Source organism: Corynebacterium sp. KPL2895 (genome assembly GCF_040225815.1).
In the GTDB taxonomy this organism is placed as follows: domain Bacteria; phylum Actinomycetota; class Actinomycetes; order Mycobacteriales; family Mycobacteriaceae; genus Corynebacterium; species Corynebacterium rhinophilum.
In genome coordinates this window covers 81,897-102,328 of sequence record NZ_JBEHFY010000005.1, presented here as the reverse complement: position 1 = coordinate 102,328, position 20,432 = coordinate 81,897, and the positions used below count along the sequence as shown (strand labels likewise).

At 58.1% G+C, this 20,432-nt stretch carries 15 protein-coding genes; 10 read left to right on the top strand and 5 right to left on the bottom strand.

Going from position 1 to position 20,432, the window contains the following annotated elements:
- The first annotated feature begins 324 nt into the window (after window positions 1–324).
- The 6 genes from ABRP95_RS03570 (at window position 325) to galE (ending at window position 7,128) form a co-directional block, all read left to right on the top strand.
- Window positions 325–1,719: an SLC5/6 family protein gene (locus ABRP95_RS03570; protein ID WP_349838962.1), complete on the top strand. Its 1,395-nt coding sequence runs from the start codon at window positions 325–327 to the stop codon at window positions 1,717–1,719.
- A gap of 37 nt (window positions 1,720–1,756) precedes the next feature.
- Complete coding sequence (locus tag ABRP95_RS03565; protein WP_349838961.1) at window positions 1,757–3,130, top strand: L-serine ammonia-lyase; 1,374 nt, start codon at window positions 1,757–1,759, stop codon at window positions 3,128–3,130.
- A gap of 129 nt (window positions 3,131–3,259) precedes the next feature.
- A complete protein-coding gene (locus tag ABRP95_RS03560) occupies window positions 3,260–4,024 on the top strand; it encodes a helix-turn-helix transcriptional regulator (protein WP_410755708.1) in 765 nt (254 codons plus the stop codon).
- A 190-nt stretch (window positions 4,025–4,214) separates the two neighbouring features.
- Window positions 4,215–5,228, top strand: a complete 1,014-nt coding sequence (locus tag ABRP95_RS03555; protein WP_349838960.1) for a sigma-70 family RNA polymerase sigma factor — start codon at window positions 4,215–4,217, stop codon at window positions 5,226–5,228.
- A gap of 235 nt (window positions 5,229–5,463) precedes the next feature.
- The gene (locus ABRP95_RS03550) at window positions 5,464–6,141 is read left to right on the top strand and encodes a metal-dependent transcriptional regulator (RefSeq protein WP_284796056.1); all 678 of its coding nucleotides are present in this window, start codon (window positions 5,464–5,466) and stop codon (window positions 6,139–6,141) included.
- Window positions 6,142–6,144: 3 nt separating this feature from the next.
- The gene (gene galE / locus ABRP95_RS03545; RefSeq protein ID WP_284796054.1) at window positions 6,145–7,128 is read left to right on the top strand and encodes a UDP-glucose 4-epimerase GalE; all 984 of its coding nucleotides are present in this window, start codon (window positions 6,145–6,147) and stop codon (window positions 7,126–7,128) included.
- A gap of 9 nt (window positions 7,129–7,137) precedes the next feature.
- Here galE and ABRP95_RS03540 read toward each other — a convergent pair whose 3' ends face one another.
- Complete coding sequence (locus ABRP95_RS03540) at window positions 7,138–8,223, bottom strand: DUF4192 domain-containing protein (RefSeq protein WP_349838959.1); 1,086 nt, start codon at window positions 8,221–8,223, stop codon at window positions 7,138–7,140.
- Window positions 8,224–8,483: 260 nt separating this feature from the next.
- Between ABRP95_RS03540 and ABRP95_RS03535 the strand changes: the two genes are divergently transcribed.
- Together ABRP95_RS03535 and ABRP95_RS03530 are read left to right on the top strand one after the other, a co-directional pair.
- Entirely contained in the window at window positions 8,484–9,503 is a 1,020-nt protein-coding gene (locus tag ABRP95_RS03535; RefSeq protein ID WP_296087160.1) for a proteasome assembly chaperone family protein, read from the top strand.
- A gap of 34 nt (window positions 9,504–9,537) precedes the next feature.
- A complete protein-coding gene (locus ABRP95_RS03530) occupies window positions 9,538–12,081 on the top strand; it encodes a DEAD/DEAH box helicase (RefSeq protein ID WP_349838958.1) in 2,544 nt (847 codons plus the stop codon).
- A 124-nt stretch (window positions 12,082–12,205) separates the two neighbouring features.
- Here the strand turns inward: ABRP95_RS03530 and ahpD are convergent, their stop codons facing one another.
- Both ahpD and ABRP95_RS03520 read right to left on the bottom strand, forming a co-directional pair.
- Window positions 12,206–12,730: an alkylhydroperoxidase, AhpD family gene (ahpD, locus tag ABRP95_RS03525; protein WP_284782098.1), complete on the bottom strand. Its 525-nt coding sequence runs from the start codon at window positions 12,728–12,730 to the stop codon at window positions 12,206–12,208.
- A 99-nt stretch (window positions 12,731–12,829) separates the two neighbouring features.
- Window positions 12,830–13,423 carry a peroxiredoxin gene (locus ABRP95_RS03520; protein WP_023022697.1) on the bottom strand — a complete coding sequence of 198 codons (594 nt, stop codon included), beginning with the start codon at window positions 13,421–13,423 and terminating at the stop codon, window positions 12,830–12,832.
- A 162-nt stretch (window positions 13,424–13,585) separates the two neighbouring features.
- On the opposite strand from ABRP95_RS03520, the gene ABRP95_RS03515 reads away from it, so the two are divergent.
- Window positions 13,586–14,533: a LysR substrate-binding domain-containing protein gene (locus tag ABRP95_RS03515; RefSeq protein WP_284782100.1), complete on the top strand. Its 948-nt coding sequence runs from the start codon at window positions 13,586–13,588 to the stop codon at window positions 14,531–14,533.
- A gap of 65 nt (window positions 14,534–14,598) precedes the next feature.
- On the opposite strand, the gene ABRP95_RS03510 is transcribed toward ABRP95_RS03515, so the two are convergent.
- Window positions 14,599–15,531, bottom strand: coding sequence for a hypothetical protein (locus tag ABRP95_RS03510; protein WP_296087153.1), 933 nt, complete (start codon window positions 15,529–15,531; stop codon window positions 14,599–14,601).
- 121 nt (window positions 15,532–15,652) lie between these two features.
- Here ABRP95_RS03510 and hrpA point away from each other — a divergent pair, with 121 nt between their 5' ends.
- Window positions 15,653–19,555, top strand: a complete 3,903-nt coding sequence (gene hrpA, locus ABRP95_RS03505) for an ATP-dependent RNA helicase HrpA (RefSeq protein ID WP_349838957.1) — start codon at window positions 15,653–15,655, stop codon at window positions 19,553–19,555.
- A gap of 291 nt (window positions 19,556–19,846) precedes the next feature.
- Here the strand turns inward: hrpA and nrdR are convergent, their stop codons facing one another.
- A complete protein-coding gene (gene nrdR, locus ABRP95_RS03500; RefSeq protein ID WP_023017363.1) occupies window positions 19,847–20,305 on the bottom strand; it encodes a transcriptional regulator NrdR in 459 nt (152 codons plus the stop codon).
- Between the last annotated feature and the right edge of the window lie 127 nt (window positions 20,306–20,432).

Sequence of the window (20,432 nt, the reverse complement as noted above, 5' to 3'; positions counted from 1 at the left end):
CTGCACGAGCGCTCACTCACACCCACGATTATTTATGAGTTAGATCGCAGAGAGTTCGATATTGTTCAACAATGCATATCGCTGGGTGCCGCGCAAGCTTTTTTAGAGTGATAATTAACCTATCCCAAAATGTAATAAATTATTATCACGTGGCATTACCGCAGGCTTATACTTAACGCGTAACGAAGTGAATGGGCTGGATACAAGCTGAAAGTTTAGTTTCAGGCCCTTGCCCGCACACGCTGGTGAGAGAAAATATTTTCTCACTCCAGGGTGACAGGAGCCCTCAAGCTTCGGTCAACCCCATGCAGAGGAGGAAAGAAAATGTCCCACAAGCTCTTGCGCCACGGACAAGTCGAACACCCGGAACACAGTGCGCAAATTCCGGAACAACTACCCGCAGAAGAAAAGCCACCTGCTGACGGCATAGAGACCCCATTTGCAGGCCAAGAAGGCGCCCCGGCGTGGAACAAGGAAGACACCGTTTGGATGCTCTCCCTATTCGGCACCGCCATTGGTGCCGGCGTGCTCTTCCTTCCTATTAACGCTGGTATCGGCGGCATCATCCCGCTTCTTATCATGACCGTCGTCGCCTTGCCGATGACCTACTGGGCCCACCGCGGCATGACCCGCTTGGTCCTATCAAGCTCGAAGCCAGATGGCGATCTCACCGACGTCGTGGAGGAACACTTCGGCGTTAAAGCCGGCGTGCTGATGAATATCCTCTACTTCCTTTCCGTCTACCCCATCCTGTTGGTGTACTCGGTAACCATCACCAACACGGTCAATTCCTTCTTGGAACACCAGCTAGGTATCACTCCACCGGAGCGGTGGCTTACCTCGTTGGTTCTCGTAGGCGGACTCACCCTCGTCGTACGCATGGGCAAAAGCGTGGTCGTCCACGTTATGTCCTACTTGGTATACCCGTTCATCGGTATCCTGGTCCTGCTCTCGCTGTACCTCATCCCCAAGTGGAATACCGCACTCTTTGATAGCTTCGACCTCGACGTCGCGCGCGAAGCTTCCGGCCACGGCATGGGTATTACCTTGATGCTCTTGGTCCCAGTTATGGTCTTTTCCTTCAACCACTCGCCCATGATTTCTTCCTTCGCCGTTGACCGCCGCCAGACCTACGGCAAGTACGCGGAATACAAGTCCCGCAAGATCTTGCTCCGCGCGGAAATCCTCATGGTCGTCGTCGTGATGTTCTTCGTCTTCTCCTGCGCGCTCAGCCTATCGCCTGCGGATATGGCCGAGGCCAAGGAACAAAACATCACCATCTTGTCTTACCTGGCCAACCACTTTGATAACCCCGTCATCCAGTGGATTGCCCCCATCATCGCCATGATTGCCGTAGCCAAGTCCTTTTTGGGCCACTACCTCGGCGCTGCAGAAGGCTTTGAAGGCCTCCTGGTCAAAGGCAGCAAAAATGCCAATAAAGATGATGCAGAATCCAGCCACAAGCTCGACACCATCACGCTCGTCTTCATGCTGGTAACCGCATGGCTCGTCGCCTGGGCGGATCCTTCCATCCTCGGCATGATTGAAACCCTCTGCGGCCCGACCATCGCCATCATGCTGTTCCTCATTCCGATGATTGCCATCCACAAGGTCCCAGCGCTCGCCCGCTTCAAGGGCAAGGCCTCCAACTACTTCGTCTTCATCATGGGCCTTGTTGCCCTGGCCACCATCATCTACTCCATCGTGCAGGCTTTCTAAGCAGCACTTGCTTCTCAGGATTTTCCAGGAGAAAACCATGTTCATCAGCATCTTCGATATGTTCAAGATCGGCATAGGCCCCTCAAGCTCACACACCCTTGGGCCAATGAAAGCCGGCAAGGCCTTCGTTAACGAACTCAAAGAAAAAGGCCTCATGGATAAGGTCACCCGCGTCCAGGCCAACGTCTACGGCTCCCTATCCTTGACCGGTGTGGGCCACTCCACCGATAAAGCCATCCTGTTGGGACTGGCCGGCGAAGAACCAGAAACCGTCGATATCGACGGCATCTCCGCCTTCATGAAAGAGATCAACCAGAGCGAAACGCTCCTTCTCGGTGGCACGCACAAGGTGAGCTTCCCCAAAGACGGCGGCTTCTACTTCCACGACGAATACCTCCCCATGCATGAAAACGGCATGTGCCTTATCGCCTTTGCCGGCGAGGAAGACATCCTGCACAAGACCTACTACTCAGTGGGCGGCGGGTTCATCGTCAAGCAAGAAGACTTCGCCATACGCACCCAAGATACCGTCGACGTCCCATTCGCTTATGCCAGCGCGGAAGAACTACTGGCGCTGTGCGAAACAAATAATATGACACTTCCGGAGCTCGGCAGGGCCAATGAAAGAGCACTGCGCAGCGAGGGGGACATCGACGAGCACCTGCGCAAGGTCCGCGATGTCATGTACACCGGCATCAAGCGCGGCTCCACAACCGATGGCCCCTTGCCCGGCGCCCTGCTCGTGCCGCGCCGCGCCGCCGCCCTGAAGCGCAGGCTGGAACAATCCGACCCCCACGATGGCCTCAACATCTTGAGCTGGGTAAACATGTTTGCCCTGGCCATTTCGGAGGAAAATGCCGCCTGTGGCCGCGTCGTCACCGCACCCACCAACGGCGCATGCGGCGTCGTGCCTGCGGTCCTGGCCTACTTCGATGAATTCGTCGAGCCAGTTACTCCGAGCATGTTCGCGGACTATATCTTCGCTTGCAACCACATTGCCGCGCTGTACAAGATGAACGCCTCCATTTCCGGTGCGGAAGTTGGCTGCCAAGGAGAAATTGGCGTCGCCTGCTCCATGGCCGCGGCCGGGTTGGCCCAACTGATGGGGGCAACGCCGGAACAGGTCTGCGTGGCGGCCGAAATCGGCATGGAACACAAATTGGGCCTGACCTGTGACCCGGTCCTAGGCCAGGTGCAAGTCCCCTGCATCGAGCGCAACGCCGTAGCCGCGGTAGACGCGATTACCAGCGCGCGCATGGCCTTGGACCGCGAAAGCAAGCCATGTGTCAGCCTCGATGAGGTGATCTGGACCATGTACAACACCGGCAAGGACATCAACGCCAAATACCGGGAAACCTCACAAGGCGGCCTCGCCCTAGCGGTGCACCCGCCCATTCCGGTATGTGGTTAATATCGGCACCCTAGGCTCCGGAAAGAGCGCCATATAAGGAGGTGAGTACTTGGCCGCGGCCGGTTATTCGCCTCCTTTTGTCGTTACTTTGTGGTACCTTATCAATAATCTGACAGGAATTATAAGGACATGCTTCAGCTAATGAACCTTTCTAGCAGCCATGCCCCCGAAGAAAACTTCCTCGAGCAGTACATACCACTCGTCGATTTCCTCGGTCAGGCCATGGGCCCTAACACCGAAATCGTGCTTCATGATCTCGATGTACCCGATAAATCCATCATTGCCATTGCCAACGGCCACATCTCTGGACGCGAACTAGGCGGCCCGGTCACAGACTTTGCCCTCTGGTTCATGAAACAGGGCGACGCGGCGGCCGTTCCAATGATGACGGGATACCGCGCGGTCAATGGCGAGGGGAAAGTGTGCCGCTCCTCAAGCTATTTCCTGCGCGATACCACCGGCCATATGCGCGGCATGCTTTGTATCAATGTGGAATTATCCGAGCTGATCCAAATCCGCGATGCCGCTAACGCGATGATCGGTGGCACTGAACCGGCCATCGATAAGACGAAGGCCTTCGGTGGCTACCCCGACACCACCACACCGCCAAAAACTCCGGCATCTGAAGCGACGGCGAATAAAAAGCCGGAAGCGCCCTATAGCGAATCACTGCGTTCCAACGTCGAGCACCTTCTGGACTCCATGCTGGATTCCGCGATTTCCACGCACTCCACTCCGGTCGAGGCGATGCAGCGCAACGAACGGCTCGAAGTCATCGCTTCCCTTGAATACGCTGGCTTCTTCCTGCTCAAGGGCGGCATCGCCGCCGCGGCCGCCCGGCTCGGCGTGTCTGAGCCCACGGTATATCGCTACCTCGTACAAGTCCGCGGCTAAGACGCCCCGCCACGTGGATGAGCGGTTTTACCGCGTTCACGTGGCGCATGCGCTTGTCGACGCCCCCAAAAAGGTGGGGCAAAACGCCCGGCACGTCGCCGTTTTAAAGATTTCAGGATGCGTGGGAACTAAATGCGGCCTAACACCGTTGTACTTTTTGAAACAGGCGACAATTTCAGGAGGCTGAAAGATGACGAATCCATCTGCCAACACCGCCAATGGCACTTCGACTGCCGCTACTGATGAGGAACAGGAAGTAGACCGCGGGTCTCGCCGCAATCAAACCAATGACAATCCCTCTGCGGACTTGGTACGCGTCTACCTCAACGGAATCGGTAAGACCGCCCTGCTCAGCGCCGAGGACGAGGTTAAACTCGCGCAAACCATTGAGGTGGGCCTGTATGCAGAATACAAGCTCAATAACGCAGAGAAGCTGACGCGCGCAGAAAAGCGCGACCTGAAAATTTTGGCTCGCGAAGGCAAGAAGGCCCGCTCCCACCTGCTGGAGGCAAACCTCCGCCTCGTAGTCTCCTTGGCCAAGCGTTACACCGGCCGCGGCATGCCACTATTGGACCTCATCCAAGAGGGCAACCTTGGCCTTATCCGCGCCATGGAAAAGTTCGATTATGCCAAGGGCTTTAAGTTCTCCACCTACGCCACGTGGTGGATCCGCCAAGCCATTACCCGCGGTATGGCCGATCAGTCGCGTACCATCCGCCTCCCGGTCCACCTGGTGGAACAGGTAAATAAGCTTTCCCGCATCAAGCGTGAGATGTATCAGTCCCTGGGCCGCGAGGCGACCAATGAGGAGCTGTCGGAGGAATCCGGCATCGATGAAAACAAAATCGAGATGCTGCTGCGCCAGTCCCGCGATCCCGTCTCGCTCGACATGCCCGTCGGCACCGACGAGGAAGCCCCATTGGGCGACTTCATCGAGGATGCTGAGGCTACCGATGCTGAGACCGCCGTCGTGGCCTCCATGCGGCACTCCGATATTCGCGGTGTCATTGACACGCTAGAAAAGCGCGAGCAGGACGTTATTCGCCTGCGCTACGGCTTGGATGACGGCGTGCCACGCACCCTTGACCAGATTGGTCGCCGGTTCGGGCTCTCCCGCGAACGCGTACGCCAAATCGAGCGTGAGGTCATGGCCAAGTTGCGCGATGGCAACCGCGCCGATCGCCTCCGCGAGTACGCGCTATAAAACTTTTCGCCTCCTGAACCTTCATTAATCGCGACCTCGCCTGTACTGCCGAGAATTTTTTCCAGTGTGCTTTCGAGGTCGCGTTCTCTATGCAAGCGGCGAGCTCGAACTCGTCTCCGAAAATCTCTCCAGCAAACTTAGGGCAACTTAAGCTAGTCTGGATACAGAATGTAAAAGGCGCTGTCTGCATTGCGCACGGCACGCATTACTGTTTCTCAAAGAAAGGTATGCCCACGTGAGGGACCTCGTTGATACTACTGAGATGTACCTTCGGACCATTTATGAATTGGAAGAAGAAGGCATCACTCCCCTGCGCGCTCGGATTGCCGAACGCCTAGAGCAGTCCGGACCTACCGTATCCCAAACCGTTGCCCGCATGGAGCGCGATGGTCTCCTCCACGTCCGTTCGGATCGGAGCTTGGACCTTACCGAAAAGGGACGCGAATTGGCTACGGCTGTTATGCGCAAGCACCGCCTTGCAGAGCGTTTGCTTACTGATGTCCTCGGGCTCGATATCAGCAAAGTCCACGACGAGGCTTGCCGCTGGGAGCACGTGATGAGCGAAGAGGTGGAAAAGCGCATGGTCACGGTCCTCGATGATCCCAGCCGTTCTCCTTTTGGCAATCCGATTCCGGCGCTGGCAGAGCTGGGCTTCCAGGTCCCCGAACCAGCGATTGGGACGCGGGCTATCGATCTCCCGGATGGCGAAGAGAAGTCCGCCAAGATTATCCAGATCAATGAGATTCTGCAGGTAGATGAGGCTACCTTCCGGGACCTCGCAGAGGCTGGAATCCGCATCGGCACCGAGGTCACCGTGGTCAATAATGGCGGCACCATTTCGCTTACCACTCCCTCGGGTAAGGTCATCACCTTGGCAGATGATCTGGCGCACGCTGTGCGCGTGGAGGTCTAGGCCATGAAACTCTTGGTTACTGGCGGCGCCGGCTATGTCGGCAGCGTGTGCTCCGCAGTCCTCGTTGAGCAAGGCCACGATGTCACCATCATCGATAACTTTTCCACGGGAAACCGAGATGCAGTACCGAACTCGGCCCGCATAGTAGAAGGCGATGTGGCAGACAAGGCCGCAGAGGTGCTGGGCGAAGGCGGTTTCGAGGGCGTTCTACACTTCGCCGCCCGCTCGCTCGTCGGTGAATCCGTGGAAAAGCCGGACGAATACTGGCAGCACAACGTCGTGACCACGCTGCGCCTGCTCAATGCCATGCGCGATAACGATGTGAAAAGCCTCGTCTTTTCTTCCACCGCGGCCACCTACGGCGAGCCGGAGCAGGTTCCTATTACTGAGGACATGCCGACCCAGCCCACGAATCCCTATGGCGCTAGCAAACTAGCTATCGACTACATGATTTCGTCTTTTTCCCAGGCGTTTGGGCTCGCGGCTACGTCCCTGCGCTATTTCAACGTTGCCGGCGCGTACGGTTCCATCGGCGAAAACCGCGAGATTGAAACCCACCTTATCCCCATTGTCCTGCAGGTTGCTCTGGGGCACCGCGATAAGATTTTCATGTTTGGCACGGATTGGGATACCCCGGATGGAACGCCGGTGCGCGACTACATCCATATCCGCGATCTTGCCGATGCCCACGTGCTCGCCCTCCACAGCAATACCCCCGGGACCCACCGAATCTATAACTTGGGTTCCGGCGAGGGATACTCCGTCAAGCAGGTCATCGAGATGTGCCGGAAAGTCACCGGCCACGAGATTCCGGCGGAAATCGCCCCGCGCCGTGCCGGAGACCCAGCCACACTCATTGCATCCTCAGAAAAAATCAAGCGGGAGCTTGACTGGAATCCCCAGCGCACGGACTTGGAGACCATCGTGACCGACGCGTGGAATTTCACTCGGCAGCTGGGCGACCGGGCGCATTCGGCACGGCGCTAAAACGCGGGGCTAAACAAAGCCATCGGCATCAATCCCCGCTGCCTCCCGCGCGGCGTCGCAACCGCGGCTCAAGCTAGTAATGAGGCGTTCCCCCATTCCGCTGCGATAGGCTTGGGCGATGAGCTGACTCAAATTGTGCCCCGGCGCCTCATCGATGGCGACGGTCAGCGCCGGGCCGGCATAGAGTCCGAATTTCTGCGCCACCTGGGTCGCCGCATATAACGCTAGGGCGTTATAGCGGATGGGGCCGCCAAAGGTGCGCGCCGTGGCCAAAAGCAAGGTGCCGGCCGCGTGCGGGGATTCGACGAGGTCCCGGATGACCAGGTCTCGCATCCATGTCGTCGACATCCACATTGCTCCCACACAAAGTAATTCTTCGTTATCCAACGTCTCTTCCAGGGTTTCTACCTCGTTTAATACATATTGCGCATCCGCGATGAGGTTCTGGACTACACGAGTTGGATCCGTTGTGCCGTAGCCGTGGCCGGCGCGCATCTGTCGGGACAATTCCTCAGAGCAGCGCTGCATGGACGCGATTTCTTCGTGCCCGAAGTACGGATTGTGCGGGGCGAATTGCTGGACCAGCTCATTGCGGGAAAGTTCCGGCAAAGTGCCGTTTTCTACGCAGGCGCGCATGGAAGAGCTAGTGGAAATAGCGGGAATAGTTCCTTCGGTCCAGGCTTGCATGGGGCCCTTGCCGTTGCCGGTACTAAAGCCGAATACGAGGTCGTAGGCAGTGGCTGTGGCAATTTCCTCCACCAGCCAGCAGGCATCAATTCCGGTGCCCTGGTCATCTTCGAAGTGGTAGAGCGACTCGATCATCTCCCAGAGCTCTACTTCCTCGCGCTGGGAGATGATAAAGCCGAGGACGACTTCCGGGTTCCCACAATGAAAGGCGCTCATGATCTCTGGAAGGGCCGCAGGGACATCGGACAGGTCTACACGCGCGACTGGCCCCATGGTGCGGCCTGCTGGAGTTGGTTCGATGGAGATGAGGACGATGGATTCTGCTGGGAAGAATCCGAGGATTCCTGGAATATTGGCAAGGATATCGCCGGGTGTACGGATGGGCTGTTGTGGTGTTGTGATCTTCATGGCTCCTAGCTTCGGGGCCTGCGGCAAGTACCGAAAGCCCACCACAGGCAGAGGGCCGAAATCTGTGGATAAGGTGGGTGGAAGGGGGCATCGGCAAGCAGTTATGCACAACCCCATCGCACCGGGCCTAGCGAGGGTTGCCGAGTTAGGGCATAATGGGTTATTTAACTACTCCGCGAACACTGAACTGAGTGCGTGTGGGAATAGTACGGTCCTGGCGGTCGTTGATCTAGATTAAGAGACCAAGGAGGTAACACATCATGCACGAAGAAGAGCGCAGCATGTACGAATTGGAGTACCCCGCTCCGGTGGTCAAGGACAATTCCGGTGAAGGAAAAGGCCCCACCATGATTGTTGCCATGCACGGCTATGCCGATGCAGGCCAGGCTATTGAGTCGAGCGCCGATCATCTCAAGGCGGCGCTGGAAAACCGCCAGCTAGCCTCCTTTAACTCTGATGAGCTCATCGATTACCGCTCCCGCCGCCCCGCCGTCACCATCGATAATGACCGGGCCCTAGAGGTAGAACCCATGGATTTGGGCTTGAAGGTCCTCCGGGATAATTCCGGCAAGTCTTTCCTCCTTCTCTCCGGTCCTGAGCCGGATATGCGCTGGGAAGCCTTTACTACGGCGGTGGTCAAGCTGGTGGAGAAATTCGATATTGAAGACACCATCATGCTCTACGCCGCGCCGATGCCCGTGCCGCACACCCGCCCCACCGTGGTCACCGCGCACGGTACTGCCTCCCGCCTGACGGAAGGCATGGTCAAGATGGACTCAACGATGATGGTTCCGGGAGCCGCGGCGCTCTATATAGAAAAGGCCTTAGCGGATAAGGGCCGGACGGTGGCGGGCTATACCGCGCACGTGCCGCACTACTTGGCCGCGTCCCCGTACCCGCAGGCCACCTTGGAGCTCCTTGACTCCGTGGCTAAAGCCGCCCAGCTCAATATTCCGCTGGGCAGCATCGAGGCGGATATTTCCCGCGTCGAGGGCCAGCTGGATGAGCAGGTCAATGGCTCGGAAGAGATTGAGGGCGTGGTCCAGCAATTGGAGCAACAGTACGATGCCTTCATGGAACGCTACCGCGAAGAGCACCCGCAGGCCATCATGCCGGGCGAGGAAGCCGTGCCCAGCGCGGAGGAAATCAGCGAAGAATTCGAAGCCTTCCTCGCCTCGCTCGATGAAGACGATAGCGAGGAGATTATCCACACGGATATCGATGACCGCGAAGACTCTGCCGACGATAACGATGACAGAGACTTAGGCGACGATATCTAACGAACCCGCCCCCATCGCCGCTAAGGTGGTGGGGGTGAACTTATCTCAACAGCTGCCAGATTTAACGGAAGTCCCCGAGTCCCTCATCGATGAGGCCATTTGGGATACTTTTAACTCATGGACCACCAGCAAGGGAATCGATTTATACCCCGCGCAAGAGGAGGCCTCGCTCGGCATCTTGGCCGGAGATAATGTCATCCTCGCGACCCCCACGGGTTCCGGAAAGTCCATGGTGGCCAACGCCGCCCACTTCATCGCCCTAGCCCGCGGGCAGCGGAGTTTTTATACCGCGCCCATTAAGGCGCTGGTCAGCGAGAAGTTCTTTGCGCTGTGTGAAATCTTCGGCGCAGAGAATGTGGGCATGATGACTGGCGATGCCACCGTAAACGGCAACGCCCCCATCATCGCCGCCACCGCCGAAATCGTTGCTAATATCGCGCTTCGCGATGGTGCCGAGGCCAACATCAACCAGGTGGTCATGGACGAATTCCACTACTACTCTGATCCTGATCGTGGCTGGGCGTGGCAGGTTCCGCTCTTGGAGCTGCCCAAGGCGCAATTCCTCTTAATGTCTGCCACGCTCGGCGATACCGATTGGCTGCAGGAAGATCTCACCCGCCGCACGGGGCGCGAGACTAATTTAGTGGCCGGCTCTACTCGCCCGGTGCCGCTTAACTTTTCTTATGTTTTTAGCGCGGTGCACGAAACCATCGAGGAGCTGCTCGCCGATAATAAGGCACCCATTTATGTCGTGCACTTTTCCCAGCGCGAGGCAGCCGAGCGGGCCCAAGCCCTGACCTCGCTTTCTGGAATTATTAGCAAAGAGGAAAAAGAGGATATCGCTGAAGAAATCGGCGGATTCCGCTTTACCACCGCCTTTGGCAAGGACCTCTCAAAGTTACTTCGCAAGGGCATTGGCATCCACCATGCGGGAATGCTGCCCAAGTACCGGCGACTTGTGGAGCGCCTCGCACAACGCGGCCTCCTCAAGGTTATTTGCGGCACCGATACCTTGGGCGTGGGCATCAATGTGCCCATCCGCACCGTATTGATGACTGGCCTGGCCAAGTTTGATGGGCAACGCCAGCGCATCTTGAAGTCCCGCGAATTCCACCAGATTGCAGGTCGCGCCGGGCGTGCGGGCTATGACACGGAAGGTACCGTCGTCGTTGAGGCCCCAGAGCACGAGATTGAAAATGCCAAGGCCCGCAGGCGCATTGGCGATGATCCAAAGCGTCTCAAAAAGCTCAAGAAGAAATCCGCACGCGAGGGCGAAGTCTCGTGGTCCGAGAAGACCTTTGCGCGGCTAACAGAAGCAGAACCAGAGCAGTTGACCTCGCAATTCCGGGTCTCGAATTCGATGCTGCTCAATGTCTTAGCCCGCCACGGCGATGGTTATGCGCATATGCGCCACCTCTTGCGCGATAATCACGATCCCCGCAGCAAGCAGAACAAGGACATCCTCACCGCCCTCGACCTCTTCCGCGGATTGGTGGATTCCGGCGTGGTCCAAAAATCCACGAAGGGGCTCGATATTTACGGCCGCCCGTACCACCTCGTGCGGGAGTTGCCGCGAGACTTTGCCTTGAACCAGCCACTCGGCCCCTTTGCCTTGGCTGCGCTATCTCTGTTGGACCCGGAGGCTGAGAGCTATCACCTTGATGTGATCTCGGTCTTTGAGGCGATCCTCGATGATCCCCGGCAGGTGCTGCAGGCCCAACAGAAGAAGCGGCGCGGGGAAGAAATTGCCGCGCTCAAGGCGGACGGGGTGGACTATACCGACCGCATGAATATCGTGGAGGATATCACCTGGCCCGAGCCGCTAGAGGAGCTGCTCGAGCAGGCCTACGATACCTTTGCGGAGACCAATGCTTGGGTAAAGGAATTCCAGCTGCGGCCCAAATCCGTAGTGCGAGACATGGTAGAAAATGCCATGACATTCTCGGATTTGGTGGCCACCTACGGCCTAGCCCGGTCTGAGGGAGTTATCCTCCGTTATCTCACCGACGCGTGGCGGACCCTGAAGCAGTCCATCCCTGATGAATATACGACGCCCCAAATTGAAGACATCATTGTTTGGTTAGGTGAGCTTATCCGCCAGGTGGATTCCTCGCTTGTCGATGAATGGGCGCAGATGGCCGGTGAAGACTCCCCCATCGATCAAGATACGCTCGACCGCGAGCTGGCCTTTGGCGTCGAAGACCCAACAGCCCTTACCACCAATCGCCGCGCCTTTGGCATTATGGTCCGCAATTACATGTTCCGCCTCGCGCAACTCTTCGCGTTGGAGGAAGAAGACCGCCTCGCCGAGGTATTGGATTATCTGGACGAGGTCCCCGATTTTGGCGTCGTCTTGGATGACTACTTTGACGAATACGACGATATTGATACCGGCCCTGAGGCGCGCGGACCCGAGTACTTCCGGTTGGAAGAATCCAGCTCCCGCAGCTGGCCCGTGCGGCAAATCATTAAGGACCCAGCAGGCGATCGCGCCTATCAATTCGTCGCCACCGTCGATCTGGACGCCTCCGATGAAGCCGGCGAAGTCCGCCTGTCAGAGTTGCGCGTCGAGTATTAGGAACGCGCGGGTTGGGTAAAACGACTTAAGCCACCCCCTCCGCTGCACTCGGCGTCCTGTGGGGGACGCCGAGACAAACAGTGGGCGGGGGTGGCTTAGTTTAAAGGCTGATTAAGCAGCGCTTTTAGCGTGCAGCCTCAATCTGAACAGCCTGTGCGACTGCCTGAATGACAGAAGCAACCTTGATGGCCTCCCAGACCTGCTCCTTGGTCGCACCAGTATCGTTGAGCTTCTGGGTGTGTGCACCCAAGCAGTGCTCGCAGCCGTTGATGGCGGAAACGGCGATATTCCACAGCTCGAAGTTAGCGTCCTCCACGCCAGGCTTGGAGATGAAGTTCATTCGCAGGCCGAACTTAACCTGTGCATAGTCATCGCCCAACCAACCCTTGGCGCGGTAGGCAACGTTATTCATCGCCATGACGGTGGCAGCGCCGTAAGCGGCGTTGATAGCTTCCTCAGAGAGGTGCTCTTGTGCCTCTTCCGCGATTTCAGAAATCACGGTGTCATTGCGGGTAGCTGCCGCCGAAGCCAACAGGGTGCCCCACAGCTGCTCTTCATTCAGCTCGGTCGTGCGGGTCAGCGCGCCGAGGTTGAGCTTCTGGTCCTTGGCGTACTCAGGCAGTGCTGACTTCAAGTTCTCGATAGACACAGTTTTTCTCCTTCTAAATTTTTTCTCAGTAACTTAAATTGCAAGGCAAGTGCGTGCCCCGCCAGAACGGCGGGGGAAGCACCTACTGATAACTAAGGCTTAAAGCTGGGACTGAACAACGTCCATCTTGTCGATGTTCTTGGTTGGGTCGTTCTTCTCCCAGTTGCAGGCGCAGACCTCTTCGGACTGCAGGGCGTCGAGAACGCGCAGAACCTCGTCAACGTTACGGCCCACAGCGTCCGGGGTAACGGAGACGAACTGGATAACACCATCTGGGTCGATGATGAAGGTTGCGCGGTCAGCAACGCCGTCAGCGTTTTCTACGCCCAGGGCGCGGATCAGGTCGTGGCGCACGTCAGAGAACATCGGGAACGGAACGTCCTTCAGGTCCGGGTGGGTTGCGCGCCAATTGAAGTGAGCGAACTCGTTATCGGTGGATCCGCCCAGCACCTGGGTGTCGCGGTCCTGGAATTCTTCATCCAGCTTGCCAAAGGCAGCGATCTCGGTCGGGCAAACGAAGGTGAAGTCCTTGGGGTAGAAGAAGACGACCTTCCACTTGCCCTCGTACTTGTCCAAGGAAACCTGCTCGAAGTAGTCCTCTGGCTGGCTAGCGTTAACGTCGTGCAGGTCGCCGCCGGTCAGGGCGGTGAGGTCGAATTCTGGGAACTTTTCGCCAACGGTCATGATAGGCATGTTCTTCAACTCCTTCTTAAAAGGGTAATCTTTTTCAAGTTTCTGACGGTCCCGTACCGAGGACCACGGGCCGGACCCTCTCCGGCCCAACACCAAAGACAATACCATTAATTCCGGTCACGTCAATAGCTAATCCTATAGATAAATGTTAGAGTGATAGGCATGCATAATAAAGAGTATCGACCAACACTTGCCCAGCTGCGCACGTTTGTCACCGTGGCGGAAAACAAGCACTTCGGCACCGCTGCCGCCAAGCTGGAGATCTCTCAGCCCTCCCTCTCCCAGGGCCTCGTGGCACTCGAGCAGGGGCTCGGCGTGCAGCTCATCGAGCGCTCTACCCGCAAGGTCATCGTAACCTCGGCCGGTGAAACCCTATTGCCTTATGCCAAATCCACACTTGAGGCCGCCGATACCTTTCTCGCGCACGCCCGCGGCGCCCACGGCACGCTGTCCGGCCCGCTTACCATTGGCGTTATCCCGACCATCGCCCCGTATATCCTCCCGGATTTGTTGGCGAAGATTACGGAGACCTACCCGGAGCTTGAGCCGCGCTTTGTGGAGGAGCAAACCCAGCACCTCATCGCGCGCCTGCGCAACGGCAACCTCGATTTAGCCGTCCTTGCGCTGCCTTCAGAGGCCACGGGCATGGTCGACAGCCCGCTGTACACCGAGGACTTCGCCATCGTCAGCCCGCCCGATCACCCCATCGCCGGGCGTACGGACGTCCAGGTGGCGGAGCTGCGGGACTTGGATTTGCTGCTGCTTGACGATGGCCACTGTCTCCGCGACCAAATCGTCGATCTCTGCCGGCACGCCCACGTCAACCCGGCGGAAGCAACCAATTCCGTCACGCGTGCCTCATCGCTTACCACCATTATGCAGCTGGTCATGGGCGGGCTCGGCTGCACCCTTATCCCCAAGTCCGCATTGGCCACCGAATGCCACGGCAAGAACCTCGGCATCGCCTACTTCGATCCCGATGTCACCGCTGAGCGCGAAATCGGCCTCGTCTTCCGCTCCTCTGCCGCACGCAGTGAAGAGTTCCGCGAATTCGGCACCCTGATTACCGCCGCTTATGAAAATGCCCTCGCACGCTCGCTGGAGGGATAAAACCGCCACACACGATTAAGGCCACCGAAGCAATGCCTCGGTGGCCTTAAATAATGCTAAAGCGCTTACGCAGTTTGGCCGGTCGCGCGGCCTGCACACTGGCGGAACAAGTAAGCCGTAGCCAGTAAGGTAACCGGTACGGCCACAATCAAGCCAACCAGCAACAGGATGCCGCCGGCAATCATAATCAGCGCGTTGAGCACCGTCAGCAGCAGGAGCTGGCCGTAGTTTCCTTTACCGGCCTTAAAACCGTTCTTAATGGCTTGGCCAACCCCGTCACCGTCGGCTGCAAACCATTGCATCAGCATATAAAGCGGCTGGATGAATAGGCCGATGAGAGCCACTACAGCCATGACTCCGAAAAAGCTCGCCATGGCTTCCAACGCCTCGTCCTCGGTGGCGTCGGCGCCCGCGTCTGGGCCGAGGAAGATCGAGCCACCAACGAAGATGAACATTACTACCGAGGAAATAATACCGATGATGATCATGATCACCAGTGGCTGCCACCACCGCACGTCCTTGCCCACATAGCTCCACCCAGTACGCGGGTCATCGATCTGGAAAAGCGCCAGTCGCATCGCCAACAAGCTGACGACGACCATGATCACGTAGGACACGATTTGCACAATGGATCCCGCACCGGAGGCATCCGCGCCCTCTGCGGGAGCAACGGCCAGGCTCACTCCGGAGACTGCTATGACAATGACGCCAACGAGCAAGGCACCGAGTATCCACAGTTTCCAGTTCTTAAACACCGTGCGAAAGGCCCACGAAATCGAATCAATGGCCGAGGGCTTTCCGGTAAATCCGCCGGAATTTACGGTATTGTCCTGTGCTTGGTAGCCCGCATATCCTTGATTGCCGGAGCTTTCGTAGCTGCCGCTCTCGTGGCTGCCGCCATAGGACGGCAGGCTTCCGTAGCTCGGCTGATCCTCCGGGTGATCAGTCGGTTCATAGCGGGGAAAATCGTCATTTCCACCGGAGTTTTTGTCGTTCATCAGCGGTGCCTTCCTTCTATATTCGGGTTGGGTGCAACGAGAAAAATATCTTTTAGACAAGTATTTTCACAATAGCAACTTTTTCCACTCCACGTAACCGGGGTAAGCTCATTAATTAGCCATGACACAGCATGAAACCACGACGTCGCCGGCCCCTAGCCGCGATGAACTTTTTGCAGCATTAGACAACGTCACCATCGCCGAGGCCCGCAGCTTCCGCCGCCGCCTATCGAAGGCACGCGCCCCCAAGGCCCTGCGCGAAATTGGCCAGGATATCCAGGCCGCCGCAGATCGCCTCGCGCTTGTCGATGCCGCCGTTCCCCCACTCACCTACCCCGATTCCCTGCCGGTCAGCGGCCGCAAGGACGATATTGCCGCCGCGATTGAAGAAAACCAGGTAGTCATCATTGCCGGTGAAACCGGTTCTGGTAAGACCACGCAGATCCCCAAGATCTGCCTCGACATCGGCCGAGGCCGCCGCGGACTCATCGGCCACACCCAGCCGCGCCGCATCGCCGCGCGGACCGTCGCCGAGCGCATCGCCTCCGAGCTCGACCAAGACATTGGGGAGTCGGTGGGCTACGCCATCCGCTTCGATGACCAGGTCTCTGATACCACCGCCGTAAAACTCATGACGGACGGCATCCTGCTAGCGGAAATGCAGCGCGATCGCTTCCTTAATAAGTACGACACCATCATTATCGATGAGGCACACGAGCGCTCTTTGAATATCGACTTCCTCTTGGGGTATCTCAAGCGGTTGCTTCCCAAGCGGCCCGATCTCAAAGTGATCATCACCTCCGCGACGATCGATCCGGAAAGTTTTGCCGAGCACTTCGCCCAACCCGATGGCACCCCCGCGCCCATCATTGAAGTCTCCGGGCGCACATACCCGGTAGAAATCCGCTACCGTCCCCTCGAATTCGAGGCCGGTGGAAAGCTGGTGGATCAAGACCCGCTCGATGGCTTAACCGAGGCCATCGAGGAGCTCATGGCAGAAGGCGACGGCGATATCCTCTGCTTTTTCCCAGGCGAGCGCGATATCCGCGATGCCATGGAAGCAATCGAGGCCAAAAAATGGAAGAACGTCGAGGTCGCGCCCCTCTTCGGGCGCCTATCCAACCAGGAACAACACCGCGTATTTAGCAATCACCGCGGGCGGCGCATCGTTTTGGCTACCAATATCGCCGAAACCTCGCTGACCGTACCCGGAATCCGCTATGTCGTGGATACCGGCACCGCGCGTATCTCGCGCTATTCCACGCGGACCAAGGTACAACGCCTGCCCATCGAGCCCATTTCGCAGGCCTCTGCCAATCAGCGCTCGGGTAGGTGCGGCCGCGTCGCCGATGGCATCGCTATCCGCCTCTACAGCGAGCAAGACTTTCAAAGCCGACCAGAGTTTACTGATCCGGAAATCCTGCGCACCAACCTGGCCAGCGTCATTTTGCAGATGGTCTCGCTCAAGCTCGGCGATATCGAGAAATTCCCCTTCCTCCAGCCACCCGAGTTCAAGGCCATTCGCGATGGCCTCAACCTCCTCCACGAGCTCGGTGCCCTCCAAGACAAGCACGAGAAACCGGCGCTGACCGAAACCGGCCGCAATTTGGCCCGCATCCCACTCGATCCCCGCATGGCACGCATGCTTATCGAGGCCCATACCAACGGCTGCCTCCACGATGTCATCGTCATCGTTGCCGCCATGACCATCCAAGACGTGCGCGAACGCCCGCTGGAGTACCAAGCGCAAGCTGATCAAGCGCACGCGCGCTTTAAGGACAAGACCTCTGACTTTTTGTCCATGCTGAAGTTGTGGGATTACATCAAACAGACCCGCAATGAGCAATCAGGCAATAAATTCCGCAAGCGCATGAAGCAGGAGTTTCTCCACTACATGCGCATCCGCGAGTGGTTCGACTTGGTCCGCCAGCTCAAAGACGTCTCCAAGCAATTGGGTTGGGACTACCAAGGGGGCACCGAGCGCCGCGCCGACGATATTCATATTGCGCTGCTATCCGGGCTGCTTTCCAATATTGGTGCCCGCGACGGCAATTCCAAGGAATTCCACGGCGCCCGCAATACTCGCTTCCTTGTCTTTCCAGGTTCCGCCTTGGCCAAAAAGCCGCCGGAGTTCCTCATGGCAGCAGAGCTCGTCGAAACCTCTCGGCTTTGGGCCCGCGATGTTGCCGCCATCGATCCGGCGTGGGTGGAAAAGCTTGGCGCCGATCTGCTTAAACACAACTATTCCGATCCCACGTGGTCCCGCAAGCGCGCGGCCGCCATCGCACACCAGAAGTCCACGCTCTACGGCGTGCCCATCGTCGCGGATCGCACCGTGCCCTATCACCGCGTGGATCCCGTCGCGGCGCGCGATATGTTCATCCGCAATGCGCTTATCGCCGGCGAGTGGAACGCGCACCACGACTTCCTCAAGGCAAACGCGCAGGCCCTTGATGAAGCGGCCGAATACGAGGAAAAGGCCCGCCGCCGCGGCCTTATCGTGGATGAGGATACCCTCTTCGATTTCTATGACCAGCGCATTCCCGCCAAGGTCACCACGGGCCGCCATTTCGATTCCTGGTGGAAGAAAAAGCGCCGCCAGGAACCCGATCTGCTGAATTTCGACCCAGCCACGCTTGTCGATGACTCCCACGACGTAACCGAAGTCTCCTTCCCAGATCACTGGCGCAAGGGATCCATCGATTACGAGCTGACCTATAGGTTCGAACCCGGCGACCCGCTCGATGGCGTCACCGTGATGGTGCCTGTGCCCATGCTTGCCGGGCTTGATACCGAAGGCTTCGATTGGCTCGTTCCCGGCCTGCGATTCGAGCTCGTCAACGAACTTATTCGTTCCCTTCCCAAGGCCCTGCGGCGCACGGTCGTGCCAGCCCCGGAATTTGCCGAACGCGCCATGGACCGGCTCATTCCCTTCGAAGGCCCCCTTACCCAGCAGCTTGCCGATGTCCTACGCGAGCTCGGTGGCCACGGCATCAACGCCTCCGACTTCCAACCGGACAAGTTGCCGGATCATTTGCGGATGAACTACGCGGCCATCGACAAGCGTGGCACCATCATCGACTCCGATAGGGACCTTGCCGCCCTGCGCGAGCGCCAGGCCGGGCACATCAAATCGTCCGTCTCTCAAGTTAGCCGCACCGCCGAATCGACCGCAGTCAGCGAGTGGACCGACGATACCCTCGGCACCGTTGACGAGACCGTCACCACCACCGTTGACGGCCACGAAGTCACCGCCTACCCAGCGCTGGTGGCCACCAAAGACGGCGTGGAGCTTAAGGTTCACCCCACCAAGGCCGCTGCCGATGCCGCCATGGTCACCACCACCCTCACGCTCTTGATGCGCGAAATTTCTGTCTCGACCGCGCAAATGGTCAAGGGGCTGCCCTTGCAACAGCGCGTCGCCGTGGACTCTTATCCGCATGGCGGTGCCGACGGGCTGGTCAATGACGCACGCGTCGCGGCAATCCGTGACCTCATGCTCGAAGCCGGCGGCCCCGTGCGCTCCCCAGAGGCGTTTACCGAGCTCAAGGATTCCGTAAAACCACAGGTCCCCGGCCGCGTGCGGCAATCAATTGTTTCGATAGCCCCCGGCCTGGCTGAGTATTCCAATCTCCGCGCCGAGCTTTCTCACTGGGACGGTCCCGCCATCGACGATATGGAAAAGCAACTCGCTTTCCTTCTCCCGCCGAATGCCATCACCGTGCACGGAGCCGCGCACCTGCGACACCTTCCCCGCTACATCCAGGCAATGCGGATCCGCTTGGAAGACCTGTCGCTCGACCCAGATCGCGATGCCGACCGTCAGGCCGAGGTAGATAACGCCATGGCCTACCTGGCAAACCGGCTGCGCAACCTCCCCGCGGGTCGTGAAAAGACGCGCGAGGTCAAGGACCTCCACTGGATGATCGAGGAATTGCGGGTCTCGCTATTCGCCCAGCGCCTCGGAACGGCGCACGCGGTATCCCTGCGGAGGATCCAGAAGGCAGTGGATAAACTGCGCTGACCTCCCAGCACCTCGAGTCCCCGTCACCCGCTGAGAACTCCGCTCCCGCCATCGCTGGTCGGTCGGCTGGCTAACCAAAACCGCCAGCCGACTATCGCCGCAGCCCAAACACAACTGCCGCCCATGCGCCGCTGCCGACGAACCACAAGGAAATCCGTTCTCTTGGCCGCCGGCGCCATGAGAATTAGCCGACCACAGCGAAATAATGATGCAAAAAGCCAGCTAAAACTGCTCTAAACCTGCACTCGCATGGCCGTATAACTGCTAAGAAACCGCCATAAGCCCCGCATTTTAAAGGTCCCCGCGATCGCGTCGCCGCATCAGTCGAATCTCCGATTCAAAATCGTCCGCGCTCTCGAAAGATTTATATACCGAGGCAAAGCGCAGATATGCGACCTCGTCTAGGTCGCGCAGCGGCTCAAGGATCGCAAGCCCAATTTCGTTGGCGTTAACCTGCGATGACCCATGGCCCCGCACTGTTTCCTCAACTTCTTGTGCCAACTTCTTAAGGGCATCATCGCTAACATCTCGGCCCTGGCAAGCGCGCCTGACACCCCGAATGAGTTTGTCCCTGCTAAATGGTTCTGCAAGGCCGTTTCTCTTAACGACCAGCAGTACGGCCTTTTCCACAGTGGTAAAACGCCCTTTACACGAAGCACACTCGCGGCGGCGCCGTATCGATGCGCCTGCATCAACCACGCGAGAGTCAATAACGCGGGATTGTTCGTTATGGCAAAACGGGCAGTACACGCTAGTCCTTTCGCTATTTTAGCTTCTCGGCTTAGTTTACCCCGAGGCCAAACCAGGATTCAGACGCCAATACACCAGACTCCTGTTACCGGCATGCCTGCCTCGTTAAGTGAGCAGGTCTCGTCTA

What these genes read in the sequence shown, in the direction of transcription:
- galE (WP_284796054.1), top strand. Translation starts at nt 6,145, where the DNA reads ATGAAACTCTTGGTTACTGGCGGCGCCGGCTATGTCGGCAGCGTGTGC.
- ABRP95_RS03510 (WP_296087153.1), bottom strand. Translation starts at nt 15,531, where the DNA reads ATGAACGACAAAAACTCCGGTGGAAATGACGATTTTCCCCGCTATGAA.
- ABRP95_RS03560 (WP_410755708.1), top strand. Translation starts at nt 3,260, where the DNA reads ATGCTTCAGCTAATGAACCTTTCTAGCAGCCATGCCCCCGAAGAAAAC.
- ABRP95_RS03520 (WP_023022697.1), bottom strand. Translation starts at nt 13,423, where the DNA reads ATGCCTATCATGACCGTTGGCGAAAAGTTCCCAGAATTCGACCTCACC.
- ABRP95_RS03565 (WP_349838961.1), top strand. Translation starts at nt 1,757, where the DNA reads ATGTTCATCAGCATCTTCGATATGTTCAAGATCGGCATAGGCCCCTCA.
- ABRP95_RS03540 (WP_349838959.1), bottom strand. Translation starts at nt 8,223, where the DNA reads ATGAAGATCACAACACCACAACAGCCCATCCGTACACCCGGCGATATC.
- ABRP95_RS03555 (WP_349838960.1), top strand. Translation starts at nt 4,215, where the DNA reads ATGACGAATCCATCTGCCAACACCGCCAATGGCACTTCGACTGCCGCT.
- ABRP95_RS03535 (WP_296087160.1), top strand. Translation starts at nt 8,484, where the DNA reads ATGCACGAAGAAGAGCGCAGCATGTACGAATTGGAGTACCCCGCTCCG.
- hrpA (WP_349838957.1), top strand. Translation starts at nt 15,653, where the DNA reads ATGACACAGCATGAAACCACGACGTCGCCGGCCCCTAGCCGCGATGAA.
- ABRP95_RS03570 (WP_349838962.1), top strand. Translation starts at nt 325, where the DNA reads ATGTCCCACAAGCTCTTGCGCCACGGACAAGTCGAACACCCGGAACAC.
- ABRP95_RS03515 (WP_284782100.1), top strand. Translation starts at nt 13,586, where the DNA reads ATGCATAATAAAGAGTATCGACCAACACTTGCCCAGCTGCGCACGTTT.